The organism is Pseudomonas sp. MIACH (assembly GCF_001269925.1).
Classification (GTDB): Bacteria; Pseudomonadota; Gammaproteobacteria; order Pseudomonadales; family Pseudomonadaceae; genus Aquipseudomonas.
The window spans coordinates 204,153-218,007 of sequence record NZ_LHVO01000002.1; the positions used below are offsets into that span (position 1 = coordinate 204,153).

A 13,855-nucleotide genomic window follows, 5' to 3' on the forward strand; every position below is an offset into this window, starting at 1 on the left:
AAGAACGACTCTCATAGTGAGTTATTTTCATAAGCTTATGAGTAAAAAGCATATGGGCGCAGTAAGCACAGTAATTCTGGACGGCGGCATGGGCCGTGAACTGCAACGCCGTGGCGCGCCCTTCCGGCAGCCGGAGTGGTCGGCGCTGGCGTTGAGCGAAGCGCCGCAAGCGGTCGAGGCTGTGCATGCGGCCTATATCGACAGCGGTGCCAACGTGATTACCAGTAACAGTTACGCGGTGGTGCCGTTTCATATCGGTGAGGCGCGGTTTGCTGCCGAAGGCCAGGCCCTGGCGGCGCTGGCGGGTGAGTTGGCGAGAAGGGCGGTGCAGGCTTCGGGCAAAGCCGTGCGTGTGGCCGGCTCGCTGCCGCCGCTGTTTGGTTCGTATCGTCCCGACCTGTTCGAGCCGCAGCGCGTGTCTGAGCTGCTGACGCCGCTGGTGCAGGGCCTGGCACCCCATGTCGACCTGTGGCTGGCGGAAACCCAGAGCTCAATCGTCGAAGCGCGGGCGATTCATGCGGGCCTGCCGAAGGATGGCAAGCCGTTCTGGCTGTCGTTTACCTTGAAAGACGAAGACACCGACGAAGTACCGCGCCTGCGCTCCGGCGAACCGGTGGCGGACGCGGCCGAAGCCGCCGCGCAGTTGGGCGTGCAAGTGTTGCTGTTCAACTGCAGCCAGCCGGAAGTGATCGGCGCGGCGATCGATGCCGCCCGCCAGACCTTCGAGCGGCTGGGCGTGCCGATTCAGATCGGCGCCTATGCCAATGCCTTCCCGCCACAGCCCAAGGAAGCCACGGCCAACGACGGCCTGGATCCCTTGCGCGAAGATCTCGACCCGCCGGGCTACCTGCAGTGGGCCGCGGACTGGCAAAAGCGCGGTGCCAGCCACTTGGGCGGGTGCTGCGGGATCGGGCCGGAGCACATTGCGGTGCTGGCCCAGAAGCTGGACTAAGCCTTAAAGCGCCTGGCGGCGACACTCCGCCAGGCCCTTCAACTGCCCGGAGCCTGCCTGGTTCGCCTCCGACAACCACGCCTCAAACCCCGCGCCCACCGTCGGCCATTCCGAATCCAAAATCGAATACCACGCCGTATCGCGGTTCTGCCCCTTCACCACCATATGCTGGCGGAACACCCCCTCAAAACTGAACCCCAACCGCTCAGCCGCATATTTGGAGCGGGCGTTGCCGTTGTTGCACTTCCACTCCAGGCGACGGTAGCCCTGCTCGAACGCATACTTGGCCAAGAGGTACACCGCCTCGGTGCTTTTGGGTGAGCGCTGCATCGGCGCGCCGAAGGTGACATGGCCGATTTCGATACGGCCCTGGGCCGGTACGATGGACATCAGGCTGAGGATGCCCTGTACCTGGCCGGACGCACGGTCGACCACGCTGAAGAAATACGGATCAGTGTTGGCCGCGTGGTTGTTCAGCCACGCATCGAAGGCGCTGCGCTCGGCAAACGGGCCGTACGGCAAGTAATCCCACAACTTGGGGTCGGCGCCGGGGCCTTCGAGGGCTTGCCACAGTTGGTCGGCGTGGCGGGCCGGGTCGAGTTTTTCCAGGCGGATAAAGCGCCCTTCGAGCAGTTGAGCGGTGGGCGCAGGGGCGCCTTTCCAGTCGGCGAGGGAAGTAGACATGCTGCGCTCCTTAAAGACCTTTGCGAAATTGAATGAAGCCAGGGCGTTCGGCGATGCGCTCGTAGAGTTGGATCGCGGTGGCGTTGGTCTCGTGGGTCAGCCAATGGACCTTGCAGCAGCCGTCGGCCTTGGCGGTGGCGTAGACGAACTCGATCAGTTTACGGCCGACACCGGTGCCGCGCTGGGCCGGGTCCACCAGCAGGTCCTGCAGGTAGCAGGAGTTTTCGATGCTCCAGTTGGAACGGTGGTAGATGAAGTTGACCATGCCCACAGCCTTGCCATCCTGCCAGGCCAGCGCAGAGTGGGTCGGCTCACGGGGATCGATCAGGCGCTGCCAGGTGCTGTGGCTGACGGCGTCCGGCAGTTCGGTGTTGTAGAACTTTAAATACGCCTGCCACAGCGGCAGCCAGGCGGCGTGGTCGGCCGCGGTGACCTGGCGGATGTCGATCTGGCTCATTCTGAAACTCCTTGGGGAATAAAGCGCGCGAGGGTCTGGTCGCGTATATCGGCGCTGGCGGCCAGGCCGTCGCGCACACCGGCGATGTCGGCTGCGCTGCGGTTCTGGCTGAGCTTGCGTTTGCCGATCAGCCGCTCGATCGGCAGGCTGAAGCCGACGATGGCCTTGAGCATGCCGTCAATGTAGTCGGCCGGGGCGTCGCTGACTTTCCACGGCTGTGCGCGGTTGCCTTCATGGCGGTCGGTGAGGGCGCTGACCAGGGCGAGCAAACGTCGGGCATCGGTAAACACCTCGGCCTTGCCGTAGGCATGCACGGCGATGTAATTCCAGGTGGGCACCACTTTGCCGTGCTCTGCCTTGGCCGGGTAAAACGCCGGACTGATGTAAGCCTCGGCGCCGGCAAAGATCACCAGGGCTTCGCTGCCGTTTTGCAGCTCGCGCCACTGCGGATTGGCCTTGGCCAGGTGCCCGTACAGCGTGCCATTGGGGCCTTCGTCGGGGTTGAGCAGCAGCGGCAAGTGGCTGGCCTGAAGGCCTTGTTCGCCAAAGGTCACCAGCTGCGCCAGGCGCGTGTGCTGGATCAGTTGCTGGAGTTCGGGCAAGTCTTCAAGGGCAAAGGCGCGAGGTGTGTACATGAATATTTTCCTTGGCGAATACCGCCATCCTAGGCAGGCTAATGGTCTGTTGTAAGAGCCATCTAAGGCCAATTTCATAGGTCCAATATGTCGCCCTCATCGCCGCCCCTGTCATTCAACCCTGCCGGAATTGAGCTGGACCGCCACCAGGGCCTCAGCCGCCAGCTGTATGAAGCTCTGCGCCAGCGCGTGCTGGACGGACGCTTGATCAGTGGCACGCGCTTGCCCGCCAGTCGTGACCTGGCGGCGGCCTTGGCGATTTCTCGCAACAGCGTAGTGCGCGCCTACGATCAGCTGTACGCCGAAGGATTTATCGAAGGCCGTGTCGGCGATGGCACCTATGTGGCCCAACTGCCGAGCGCGAAAAAATTATCCACAAAAGTGTCCACAGGGTTATCAACAAGCTTATCCCCAGCCTTATCCACAAAATGGGCAGATTTGCCGGAAAACCTCGACAACGAAGTTATCCACAGTGCAGGCCTGGCACGGGTGAAAAACAACCATCTGTCCCAGCCTCCCTCGGGACCGCCACGGGCGTTTCGTGTGGGCGTACCGGCGTTCGATCTGTTTCCGTTTGAGGTCTGGGCCAAGCTGAACGGGGCGTTCTGGCGCAAGCCTGACCTTGAGCAGCTGTGTTATGGCGACCCGGCGGGTGATGGTCGGCTGCGGGGTTTGATCGCCGCCTACCTGCGCAGCTCACGGGGCATGCAGTGCACGGCTGAGCAAATAGTGATCACCTGTGGCGCACAGCAGGCAATCAGCCTTTGTGCACAGCTGCTGATAGAGCCCGGTGACGGGGTGGCGGTGGAAAACCCGGGCTACCGTGCAGCCGGCCACGCCTTCGCCCTGGCCGGTGCGAACCTGCATGGCGTGCCGGTGGACACTGACGGAATCGACTGCCAAACCCTCAATCGTCTGGAAGATTGTCGCCTGGCGTATGTCACACCCTCCCACCAATACCCGTTGGGTGTGGTGATGAGCCTGGCGCGACGCCTGGAATTGCTGGCCTGGGCCGAGCGCACCGGCGGCTGGATCGTGGAGGACGACTACGACGGCGAATACCGCTACAGCGGCGCCCCGCTGGCGCCCCTGGCCGCGCTGGACCGCAGTGGCCGCGTGCTCTACGTCGGTACCTTCGGCAAAGTCGCGTTCCCGGCCTTGCGCCTGGGTTACCTGGTACTGCCGCCGGCCCTGGTGGATGCCTTCTCGCGGCGGCGCGCCGTAGACATGCGCCACTCCGAAGTCAGCACCCAGGCGGTGATGGCCGAATTCATGGCCGCCGGACACTTCCAGCGGCATATCCGCCGTATGCGGCGGGCGGCGTTGAGTCGACGTAATGCCTTGCTGGCCGGTTGGCCAAGCGGCCTGCCGGGTGTCGGCGAGTTACCCGGCGTGGCGGCGGGGCTGCACATGACGGTGCGCGTGGACAGCCTGGCCCGCGAGCAGCAACTGCTGGAACAGGCCCACGCCGTGGATATTGAAATCAATGGTCTGAGCAGTTACTGGCTGGCGCAATCCGCCACCCCGGCGGATCAGCGCGCCGGCCTGGTGCTGGGGTTTGCCGCCGTGCCTGAAGCGGCGATTGCCCAGGCCCTGGCAACGCTGCGCAGGGCCTGGCAGGCCGGTTGACGCTCAGTTCTGGAAGAACAGCGAGCGGGCCAATTGCGGGCTGATTTCGCTGCGATAAATTGCAATCTGATCACGATCGTTCAGGCCGGTACGATGGATAGCACCGCCGAGTTTCTGCTGGTCACGGGTCTTGAGGTGGCCGGCGGTGAAGTGGTCCAGCTCGGCTTGGGGTGATTCGTAGTGGAAATGCGCATACCACAGCACTTCCTGGGTGTGGTGATCGCTGATCGCGTACTCATCCAGGTAGTTCTTGTCGGCCCCCTTGAGACGTCGACGCGTGATGACTTTGGCAATGTTTACCGCCCCCTGGCTGTGCAGCCATTCCACCCGCGCGGCAGTGGGCGGTTGCTGCTTGCTCATGCTGATGCGGGTGCTGGTGCCCAGGGCGTAGAGCCGCTGAACGGCGTCGTTGAGTTTACGGTTGAGAGTGGCGGCAGAGGGGCGATCACTTTCGGTGAGGTTGCGTTGGGTCAGCGCTTCTTCGATGTTGGTTACCGCTTGCTCCATGCGCGCGGCGTGCTGGTGCAGCATCTCTTCGATTTCCACCGGGAGCCGCCCGGGCTTTCTCGACTGTGCCAGGATGCGCTGGGTAGCGGTGGGTTCCTCATCAAGCAAGGTCTGCGCGGTGCTCATGCTGGTATTCAGGTCGACAGCCTGTGGCCCTTGCGGCCGAGGGGTCGGCTTTGTGCGCTCGACCCACACCCCAGGACTTTTCTCGTGAAAGGTCGCAATGACCTTGCCCGTGATCGGCGCCTTTACATCCAGAAGTCCTTCTTCGCTCGGCCGTGGCTCTCCCACGACCACGGCATTGAAGCGGGTCTTGATGACCTTTTTTTTCGGTGCCTGCATCGCTTTTGACGAGCCGGCCTTGGGTTGCAGTGGCTTGCGCTCTTTCAAGCGTTTGGCCAGCTCATGGACGGCTTGCTGGTTGAATTCATCAATACGCTGGCGAAGGTCTTCGATGGGGTCTCTCTGCACGAGCTCTGGATGCTCGGCGTGCAGGTCCAGCAGGCGTTGGTCGACGAGGGCGAATTGTTCGACCAGGCTGTTGAGTACCTCAAGGCGCTCGTCCGGATTGCTGATGTTGGCGTCGGGCAGTGTCTCGATCCAGGTTTGTATGTTGAGGTCGGCGGTGTTGACGATTTGATTGAGCTGGTTGTGGGCATCGGAGACTGCTTCACCACTGCCCTCCTTGATGCACAGGTAGCGGGTCAGAGTGATTTGCATGGCCTTGAGGTCGTGCAGATCGAACTCGGGCAAGGCACGGATGGTGGCCGCGATAACCTTGTTGCCTTCGGCGCCCAGATCCTGCAGTTGCAGGTAACGGGTTTGCGCGTATTCCATGCGGCTGATCATGGCCAGGTTCAGCTTCGACATTTTCTCGGCGAGTGCCGTCTGCCTCAGGGTTTGCGTCGGTTCGAGGGCCTCCATCTCATCCAGAGTCGACAACAACTCTGTGCGGAAAGTGGGCAGGCTATCGGAGACGGCGAAGCGGGTCAGCAGCAGTTGCTGGTGCAAATAGTCGATCATGTTGCCCTTGTAATTGGGCACTGTATCAAGGACTTTCAGGGCTCTGAGCTGGCGGATGGGGACGTCGTACTCGGCCAGGCGCTTGTCCACTTTGTCGATGAATGTCTGGCGCTGTCGGTTGGCGGAAGGGCCGGGTTGTGGGTCTATTGCGGCACGGGCTTCGTTGATTTGCGCCTGTTCGTGGCGTTGCTCTGCATTGAACGTGTTGAGCTGCTCCCTGAGTTCAGTGATCCGAGAAGGTCTTTTCGCCTGCGCGGTTCTGCGCCGATTCCGAAACCCGGCGCCACGCAGGCGCAAGCGTGTGTCGACGAACCATTGGCCGGCCAGGTTGCTTATCAGCAAAGGGCCGAGGTGGGAGGGGCGTCTGGGGTCAACGATCATGACGTTTTCGTTTTCATCCAGCGTCACCTCGAACCAGCGTTCATTGACCGGTGCATACCATTTATCGCCAAGGGCATAGAGGTGCAGGTGAGCCCCTGGTTCTTTGATGGATTCTCCCAGCCCAGCGGGCTTGTCGACTTTGAAGCGGTCCAGCGTGGCTCCCAGGCTGGCGGGCGAGCGGTTGAGCGCACCACTGCTGTGCAGCAGGTCTTGATGGCGAGCCGGCAGTTCGGCTTCAGGCAGGTTGGGCTGTTGCTCCACGAGCACCTTGCGCACCGGCGGCGGTGCCTGCTCTGGAGGCTCCCCCTGTGTCGTTTCAGGCTCTATTTGTTTGGGGCCAGGCGCTGCGTCGAGCGGACGTCGCTGCGGCGGATGGCGCAGGGCGACATGCAGCACCAGAGCCATACCCAGGTTGAGCAGCAGGTCGACTTGCGCGGTCCAGGCAACCTGGCCGTCAGGCCCGGGTTCAGCGCGGAAGGTTTCTTGCAGGTCATCCATGATTTGCCAGATCCACGCGGCGATTCCCACCGTGCGCCCCAGGAATGGCAACGCCGCGCTGAAAATCAGCCAGCCGGCCTGTCGGTAGCTGTTCCAGCGTTTCTGCGCGTTGGACACCGATTGCCGGTTGGCCAGCTCGACCATGGCATTGGCGTTGTCTTTGAACAGGGTCGCCAGGGGGTCGTTGCCCACCACTTCATCGCTCAAGGCGATGGGGCCGCTCATTTGTACCACCACCTGCGGTTCCACCAGCCCGCGCACGACGGTCCATGGCGAGGGCAGGGCGGCAGGGAAGACGTATTGCTCGTAGTTGAAGCGGATGTCATCGGGCAACCAGGCCAGCACCGAATCGCGCAGGGTGCGGTGATGCTTGATGGCATAGAGCAGGTTTTGCCGGGATGGAAACTGCACCAATACCGGATCCAGCAGTGGGCGATACAGCAGGCACGGACCCTGGGTGTGGTCGCGGGGGCCGATCACGAACATGTTCGCTACCCCATCCTGTTGGTTGCCAGGACGCAAGGTCGGCATGAATGCCAGGCGGCGGATGACGATCTCTTGCCCATCGACTTGCCGCTCGTGGGTCTGCGCCTGCACGGCGGCGGCGATATAGCGGTAGCCGCGATCATCGAGGCCATGCAGGCGCTGGATTTTCCATTGCAGCGCCAGCAGCGGCAGTTGCACTCGCAGGTGCGAGGTGTAGAGGGCTTGCCGGCTTATGGACTGACTCGAGTCGTCGAGCAGGGTTTTTTTGATCAGGGCCGGGTATTGCTCGCCGATGTCGACGGTTTCGATGACGTCCTTGAGGTAGTTGTACGTCAGCCATGTGGGGGGCTTGCGACCGTTGTAGTGCACGCTGGGGGTGCCGGTGGGTAACCCGGTGAGGTTTTCCAGGGCCAGGTCGATCAGGCTGCGCCGGGTGATCTCGCTGGCACCGGGCAGCACAAAGGTGCCCCAGACCACCGGGCTCTGGATGCTGATCTCGACGTCGTCCAGGTTCAGTCCCGCGCCATTGGGCTGTTCTTGGATTTTATTTTGCAGCTGCTCTCGGGCGTAGTCGCGAATCGGTGGTATGCCGTCCTGGAAGGTTCGGCCGAGGTTGTGGGTATGCAGCTCGGCCAGATCGATCACGTACCGGCTGTAGGTCGACACGTCCAGGTCTGAAGCGTTGGCGAGCCAGTCGGGGAGTTGTTCGTGAATCTGGCGGATGCTCGACAGCGAGTGATCGCTCAAATCCTCAATCACCGGCAGGATCCGGGTGACCGCCTGGCTGGTGGAGACAGGCGCGGGTAGTGCTTCGATGTTGGATGAGCCAATCGAGCCGATGGCCTGCAATTGCAGGGTGATCAGGTTGCACGCCAGGCTGTCGAAGAAATTCCCGGCGGGTTCGTACAGTCGCCATTGCACGCTGACGTTCGGTCGAAATTGCACCAGGCTTGAAGGCAGTGATTCACCGAGCTTCTCCAGCGACTCGAACTTCTCATAACCGTTAAGCAGTGAATAGGCCAGAATCCGCTCGTTTTGTTCGTGTTTGCCGATCAACACCGCCATGTCCGACAGGCCAATGTGAGTGGACTGGTTGTTGTGCTGCCCATCCACGTCGATCAGAAAAGCATGTGTCTGAAACGTATCGAAGGCCTTGCGCCTGGCCTGCTCAGGGAAATGGAACAGCATCCTGGCCATGGCGCAGTCGTGTTCATCCCAGCCTTCCTGCTGGGTGACGTTCCACATGTTACGCAGGGAGTGGGAGAGGCTCTGCCAGCGGGGCCCGGAAACACCGTTGGAGGTGTTCCAGTAATCGAGCTGTTGCTCCTGGAAGGCTGCAAATATCAGTGGCACCAGCTCATTGATCAGCCGTGCGATGGCATCGATCTCCACCGGCAAGTGCTCGATGGGCTCGGCGTCCGGCTCAAGCGTGAGGAAATGGTCGCCGTCGATATAGATGATCGGGGTTGGCGATAAGGCCTGGTTGGCCAGGATCGAGGTCAGTGACTCCATGGAGGCGGGCGCGGGCTCGATGACGTCGTTGAGGATGCGCCAGTGCGGCGTAACGACCATGGCCAGGTCCGGGTCGATATTCAGTGCGGGGTATTGTTCCTTGAGCGATGAGCGCAACAGGTTGGCGGCGACTTCGCGGATGGAGGGGCCCGTACTCAGTTGCGTCAGCAGTTCATAGGAACTGGGCGGGCGATTATTGGCGGTGGGCGATTCGATGGGCATGTGCAGCTCCTTGGCCGGTATGAGGCATGAAGAGCTGCACGGTAATTTTCCACGCGGTGGGCAAGACGGTAGATAAGTAATCACGGCCGGGGAGCAGGCTCCGCGGCCGTGGCCGATCAGGTCCCGGATTTGATCTTGGTCCAGGCGCGGGTTCTGGCGCGTTCGGCATCGCGCCCCAGGGGTTTGAGGGTGTAGAGCGTGGCCATCGCTGCTTCAGTGGGGTACAGGTTGGGGTTGTTGCGGATCGCCGGGTCCACCTGCTCGGTCGCGTCTTTGTTGGGATTGGGGTAGCCGACAAAATCACTGATCGGTGCGATCACCCCGGGCTGCAGCAGGTAGTTGATAAAGGTGTAGGCGTCCTGCGGGTTTTTCGCGCCCTTGGGAATCGCGAGCATATCGAACCATATCGGCGCGCCTTCCTTGGGCAGGCGCATGTCCACGGTCACGCCGTTCTTGGCGTCCTTGGCGCGGTTGGCGGCCTGGGAGAAGCTGCCGGAGTAGCCGACGGCGACGCAGATGTCGCCGTTGGCGATATCGGCCATGTACTTGGAGGAGTGGAAGTAGGTGATGTATGGGCGGATCTTCATCAGCAGCGCTTCGGCTTTTTCATAGTCCTTGGGGTTGCTGCTGTTGGGGTCCAGGCCCAGGTGCTGCAAGGCCAGGGGCAGGATCTCCGACGGTGAATCCAGCAGTGCCACGCCGCATTGCTTGAGCTTGCTGATGTTCTCTTCCTTGAAGATCAGGTCCCAACTGTCCACCGGTGCATCGGCGCCCAGCGCGGCCTTGACCTTGTCGGGGTTGAACCCGATCAGGATGGTGCCGTACATGTAGGGCACGGCGAACTTATTGCCCGGGTCGTTGGCTTCGATCAGCTTCATCAACTTGGGATCGAGGTGGTTCCAGTTCGGCAACTGGCCGCGATCCAGGGGCTGGAACACGCCGGCCTCGATCTGCTTGGCCAGGAACACGTTGGACGGCACCACCACGTCATACCCGGAATTGCCGGTCAGCAGCTTGGCTTCCAGGGCTTCGTTGGTGTCGAAGATGTCGTAGACCAGCTTGACCTTCGGGTTCTGCGCCTTGAAGTCTTCCAGGGCCTTGGGGGTGATGTAGTCGAACCAGTTGTAGACCCGCAGGGTTTTTTCTTCGGCGTGGGCCGCGCCGCTGAGCACGGCGGCGCAGAGCACAAATGACTTGAGCCTGTTCATTGGGCTGCTTCCTCAAAACCTTCGAGAACGTTGACGGCATTGATGCCGATTTCTTCCACTGCGTAGCCGCCTTCCATCACGAACAGCGTCGGCCGGCCCAGGCGGGCGATACGTGCGCCCATCGCCAGGTAGTCCGGGCTGTCGAGCTTGAACTGCGAGATGGGGTCGTCCTTGAACGTGTCGACGCCCAGGGACACCACAATGACGTCCGCAGCGTAGCGCTCGATTTCCTCGCAGGCCTGCTCCAGCGCGGCGCTCCAGGTGTCCCAGCCGGAACCGGCCGGCAGCGGGTAGTTGAAGTTGAAGCCCGCGCCGGCACCGTCGCCCAGCTCATCGGCATAGCCGAGAAAAAACGGAAACTCAGCTTCCGGGTGCCCGTGGATCGAGGTGAACAGCACATCGCTGCGCTCATAGAAAATCGACTGGGTGCCGTTGCCGTGGTGGTAATCCACATCAAGGATTGCGACCTTCCCGTGGCCCTGGTCGAGAAAGGCCTGGGCGGCGATGGCGGCGTTATTGAGGTAGCAATAACCGCCCATCAAATCGCCGGCGGCGTGATGCCCCGGCGGCCGGCACAGGGCGAATGCGCTGTGGGCGCCGTGCTGGATGGCGTGTTGCGCGGTGAGGGCGACCTGCGCCGCGCTGTAGGCCGCTTGCCAGGTGCCGGCGGTGATCGGTGCGCCGCCATCGAAGCTGTAATAGCCAAGCTGGCCGTGCAGGCTGGTGGGCAGCACTCGGCGCAAGGTGCGGGCGGGCCAGGTGTAGGGCAGCAGGTCGCCGTCCTGGCCGAATTCAAGCCAGCGAGCCCAGGCGCCTTGGAAGAAGTCCAGGTAGTCACGGCTGTGGATGCGTTGCAGTGGCGCCAGGCCGAAGTCCTGCGGCGCTTGCACCGGGCCCAGTTCGCGGTCCTTGACCCGTTGCAATACGTGGTCGGCGCGCGAGGGCATTTCGAAGCAGGGCATCAGTTGCCCGTCCATCAATTCGCACCGGCCGTGGTGCAGGTGGTGATCGTCCGAGTAGATCGTCAGCATATTGTTGTTCTCCGCAGGCGGTATCGGTGTCTGCAGTCTTGCGGCCAGCGGGTGTTATGAGAACGGCAGGAGCGGCCAAAAGGGGATCAATATGGCCAGATTGTCTGTCCGAAATTCGCCCCTCTATGGCGCATCATGCGCGAAATTGGCTCGGCGCCACGCCGCTCCAGCGTACAAACGCGTGCCTGAAGCTGGCCGTCTCGCTGAAACCCAGGGCTTCGGCAATCCGATAGATCGGCCACTGATCCTGCACCAACAACTGCTTGGCGCGTTCGAAGCGCAGTTCGTCCAGCAGTTCCTGGTAGCTGCAACCCTGGTCATGCAGGTGCCGGCGCAGGGTGCGCGCCGAACAATTCATCTGCGCGGCCAGGCCCTCCAGGCCAGGCGCCGCGTTGAGTTGGCGGGTGAGCAGTTGGCGAATCCGGCCCAGCCAGGCCTGGCGCCCGGTGAACTCCAGGTTCTGCTTGCGGCAGCGCTCGGCCATGGCCTGGTGGGTAATCGCATCCGCCAGGGGCAGGGGCTGCTTGAGCCAGTGCTGGTCGAAGGCGAAGGCATGGGTGCTGGCCTTAAATTGCAACGGGCAGGGAAAGTGCTCTGCATAGCGCGGGTGGTAGTCCGGGGCATCATGTGCAAAGCGCGCGGCGAGCAGCGGCAGGGGGTGGCCGAGCAGGTCGTCGCAGATCACCTTCAGCGAGGCCAGGCACAGTTCGACGTTGAACATTGCCAGTGCCGGGGCTTCGCGGTAGTCACCGGCGGTGAACCAGACGCGCTCGCCGTCTTCCTCAAGGCTCAGTTCAAACAGTGTTCCCAACAGCGCCGGGTAGCGCAGGGCCAGGCGCAAAGCGTCACCGAAAGTGGCACTCGTCAGCAGCGCATAGCCGAGCATGCCGTAGGACGACACATGCATGCGGCGGCCCAATTCCAGGCCGAGGTCCGGGCGCAGTGCCACGGCGTTGGCACACACCCGCATCTCCTGGTTGGTGGTGATACGTGTGTCGGCGCGGCTCAGGTCCTCGCCACAGATACCGCTGCCGGCCAGCAGCGCCTCGCTGGCCACGCCTTCGGCCTGGAAGGTGTCGAGCACCAGGGCGACGGCGTTGAGCGTAGTAAGGTGCGAGTGCAGCATGGGCGAGTCCTGCCAGGGTTTGGCCAGAGGCAGCAAGGACTGTGCCGTCTAGTTGTGGCCAAAAAATAACCGACTGGCTGTCTCCAGGCTGATTTCGCTGCGGTAATAGTCAATGTGCTGTTGTTCGCTGAGCCCCTTGATGGAAACGGCCCGAGGTCGTCGCTCGGGTGTTCCATGTCAGGGCATAGGTATCTACACAACGCTGGTCCAACGCGGAACGCCCGGCAGATAGGGCTGTTGTGGCGAGCGGGCTTGTCCCGCGTTGGGCTGCGGAGCAGCCCCAAAACCAGCCTCTACAGAGTGTTTGATACACCGCGTTCTTCTTTACTGGGGCTGCTCCGCAGCCCAACGCGGGACAAGCCCGCTCGCCACAGGGAGATTTTTCAGGGTCTGAAAAGTTGTGTGGATACCCATGATGCTAGGGGCCGACCGGCCAGGGAAAGGGTGGGAGATCAGCTCAGCTCGCCGCACAGGTCCAGCTCCACCAGGCGACGGACCTCTGCGGTGGAAAGTGCCGCACCGATCAAGGCATTGAGCTTGCCGAATGCCGCCTCGCGGGTCATGCCGCCGCCTGACAGCACGCCGACGCTGCGCAAACGGCTGCCGGCTTCGTACACATCCAGCTCCACGCCGCCTTCATGGCATTGGGTGATTGCCACCACGACCACGCCCTGATCTTGCGCGCGCTTGAGGCTGGCGAGGAACGCCGGGTTGTCGCTGGGTCCGGTGCCGCTGCCGAAACATTCCAGCACCAGCGCCTGGATACCGCTGTCGACCAGCGCCTCTACCTGCGCGGCGGCGATGCCCGGTACCAGCGGTAATACGCCGACGTTGGCCAGGGCCTTGGACTGGCGGTAATCCAGTGCCGCTGGAAGCGCCTCGGCCTTGGCCGCGCCGCCGTTGCGCTGCAACGCGGCAAACGGATGGCGACCAAAGCTGCGGATCTTCGCACAGCGGGTCGGGGCCATCAGCGCGCCGTGGAAGTACAGGTGCACGCCCGCCGCCAGGCCTTCGCCAAGGGCCATTAGCGCGCCGCTGACGTTTTCCCAGGCATCGCTGTCAGGCACGCCTGCGGGGAGCATCGAGCCGGTAAACACCACCGGCGCCGGCAAGCCGAGCAGTTGGAAACTCATGGCTGCGGCGCTGTAGGCCAGGGTGTCGGTGCCATGCAGGATCAGCACCGCATCGCAACCTGCGTCCACGGCCTCGACCACGGCGGTGCGCAGACGCTGCCAGTAGGCGGGTGTCATGTTGGCGCTGTCGATCAGTGGGGACATTTCCCGGAAGCGCCAGGCGGGCACTGGCGCGTCGGCCAATTGTTCGCGCATGCGCGATTCGAACCCGGATGCGGGCGCAAGGCCATTGGCGCTGGCCTGCATGCCGATGGTGCCGCCGGTGTAGAGCACCATGATAGTGCGGGATGGGGACATGAATTTTCTCCTGAACGAAAAACGCCGCCGGGCCCAGAGCATGCCCAAGGCCAGGCGGCGTGTCATCTGTCTAC

At 62.5% G+C, this 13,855-nt stretch carries 10 protein-coding genes; 2 read left to right on the forward strand and 8 right to left on the reverse strand.

The window, feature by feature from the left end; translation table 11 throughout:
• Window positions 1–52: 52 nt before the first annotated feature.
• Window positions 53–952, forward strand: a complete 900-nt coding sequence (locus tag AD670_RS00955) for a homocysteine S-methyltransferase family protein (RefSeq protein ID WP_053127548.1) — start codon at window positions 53–55, stop codon at window positions 950–952.
• A 3-nt stretch (window positions 953–955) separates the two neighbouring features.
• Here the strand turns inward: AD670_RS00955 and AD670_RS00960 are convergent, their stop codons facing one another.
• Genes AD670_RS00960 through AD670_RS00970 form a run of 3 tightly spaced genes read right to left on the reverse strand, consistent with a single transcriptional unit; the run spans window position 956 to window position 2,728 of the window.
• Complete coding sequence (locus AD670_RS00960) at window positions 956–1,636, reverse strand: GNAT family N-acetyltransferase (RefSeq protein ID WP_053127550.1); 681 nt, start codon at window positions 1,634–1,636, stop codon at window positions 956–958.
• A gap of 10 nt (window positions 1,637–1,646) precedes the next feature.
• Window positions 1,647–2,093 carry a GNAT family N-acetyltransferase gene (locus AD670_RS00965; RefSeq protein ID WP_053127552.1) on the reverse strand — a complete coding sequence of 149 codons (447 nt, stop codon included), beginning with the start codon at window positions 2,091–2,093 and terminating at the stop codon, window positions 1,647–1,649.
• Window positions 2,090–2,728: an FMN-binding negative transcriptional regulator gene (locus AD670_RS00970; protein WP_053127553.1), complete on the reverse strand. Its 639-nt coding sequence runs from the start codon at window positions 2,726–2,728 to the stop codon at window positions 2,090–2,092. Before AD670_RS00970 ends, AD670_RS00965 begins: the two co-directional genes overlap by 4 nt.
• 87 nt (window positions 2,729–2,815) lie before the next feature.
• Here AD670_RS00970 and AD670_RS00975 point away from each other — a divergent pair, with 87 nt between their 5' ends.
• The gene (locus tag AD670_RS00975) at window positions 2,816–4,357 is read left to right on the forward strand and encodes a PLP-dependent aminotransferase family protein (protein WP_053127555.1); all 1,542 of its coding nucleotides are present in this window, start codon (window positions 2,816–2,818) and stop codon (window positions 4,355–4,357) included.
• Between the two features lie 3 nt (window positions 4,358–4,360).
• Here the strand turns inward: AD670_RS00975 and AD670_RS00980 are convergent, their stop codons facing one another.
• The 5 genes from AD670_RS00980 to AD670_RS01000 all read right to left on the reverse strand — a co-directional run bounded on the left by AD670_RS00980 (window position 4,361) and on the right by AD670_RS01000 (window position 13,781).
• Window positions 4,361–8,986, reverse strand: a complete 4,626-nt coding sequence (locus AD670_RS00980) for a dermonecrotic toxin domain-containing protein (protein ID WP_053127557.1) — start codon at window positions 8,984–8,986, stop codon at window positions 4,361–4,363.
• A gap of 116 nt (window positions 8,987–9,102) precedes the next feature.
• Window positions 9,103–10,194: a polyamine ABC transporter substrate-binding protein gene (locus AD670_RS00985; protein WP_053127559.1), complete on the reverse strand. Its 1,092-nt coding sequence runs from the start codon at window positions 10,192–10,194 to the stop codon at window positions 9,103–9,105.
• Window positions 10,191–11,225, reverse strand: a complete 1,035-nt coding sequence (locus tag AD670_RS00990) for a histone deacetylase family protein (RefSeq protein WP_053127562.1) — start codon at window positions 11,223–11,225, stop codon at window positions 10,191–10,193. Before AD670_RS00990 ends, AD670_RS00985 begins: the two co-directional genes overlap by 4 nt.
• 133 nt (window positions 11,226–11,358) lie before the next feature.
• A complete protein-coding gene (locus tag AD670_RS00995) occupies window positions 11,359–12,351 on the reverse strand; it encodes an AraC family transcriptional regulator (RefSeq protein WP_053127563.1) in 993 nt (330 codons plus the stop codon).
• Between the two features lie 452 nt (window positions 12,352–12,803).
• Window positions 12,804–13,781: an asparaginase gene (locus AD670_RS01000; protein WP_053127565.1), complete on the reverse strand. Its 978-nt coding sequence runs from the start codon at window positions 13,779–13,781 to the stop codon at window positions 12,804–12,806.
• Between the last annotated feature and the right edge of the window lie 74 nt (window positions 13,782–13,855).

Excerpts from the sequence above, each read along its gene's own strand:
- AD670_RS00955 (WP_053127548.1), top strand. The coding sequence starts at position 53 with ATGGGCGCAGTAAGCACAGTAATTCTGGACGGCGGCATGGGCCGTGAA.
- AD670_RS00960 (WP_053127550.1), bottom strand. The coding sequence starts at position 1,636 with ATGTCTACTTCCCTCGCCGACTGGAAAGGCGCCCCTGCGCCCACCGCT.
- AD670_RS00965 (WP_053127552.1), bottom strand. The coding sequence starts at position 2,093 with ATGAGCCAGATCGACATCCGCCAGGTCACCGCGGCCGACCACGCCGCC.
- AD670_RS00970 (WP_053127553.1), bottom strand. The coding sequence starts at position 2,728 with ATGTACACACCTCGCGCCTTTGCCCTTGAAGACTTGCCCGAACTCCAG.
- AD670_RS00975 (WP_053127555.1), top strand. The coding sequence starts at position 2,816 with ATGTCGCCCTCATCGCCGCCCCTGTCATTCAACCCTGCCGGAATTGAG.
- AD670_RS00980 (WP_053127557.1), bottom strand. The coding sequence starts at position 8,986 with ATGCCCATCGAATCGCCCACCGCCAATAATCGCCCGCCCAGTTCCTAT.
- AD670_RS00985 (WP_053127559.1), bottom strand. The coding sequence starts at position 10,194 with ATGAACAGGCTCAAGTCATTTGTGCTCTGCGCCGCCGTGCTCAGCGGC.
- AD670_RS00990 (WP_053127562.1), bottom strand. The coding sequence starts at position 11,225 with ATGCTGACGATCTACTCGGACGATCACCACCTGCACCACGGCCGGTGC.
- AD670_RS00995 (WP_053127563.1), bottom strand. The coding sequence starts at position 12,351 with ATGCTGCACTCGCACCTTACTACGCTCAACGCCGTCGCCCTGGTGCTC.
- AD670_RS01000 (WP_053127565.1), bottom strand. The coding sequence starts at position 13,781 with ATGTCCCCATCCCGCACTATCATGGTGCTCTACACCGGCGGCACCATC.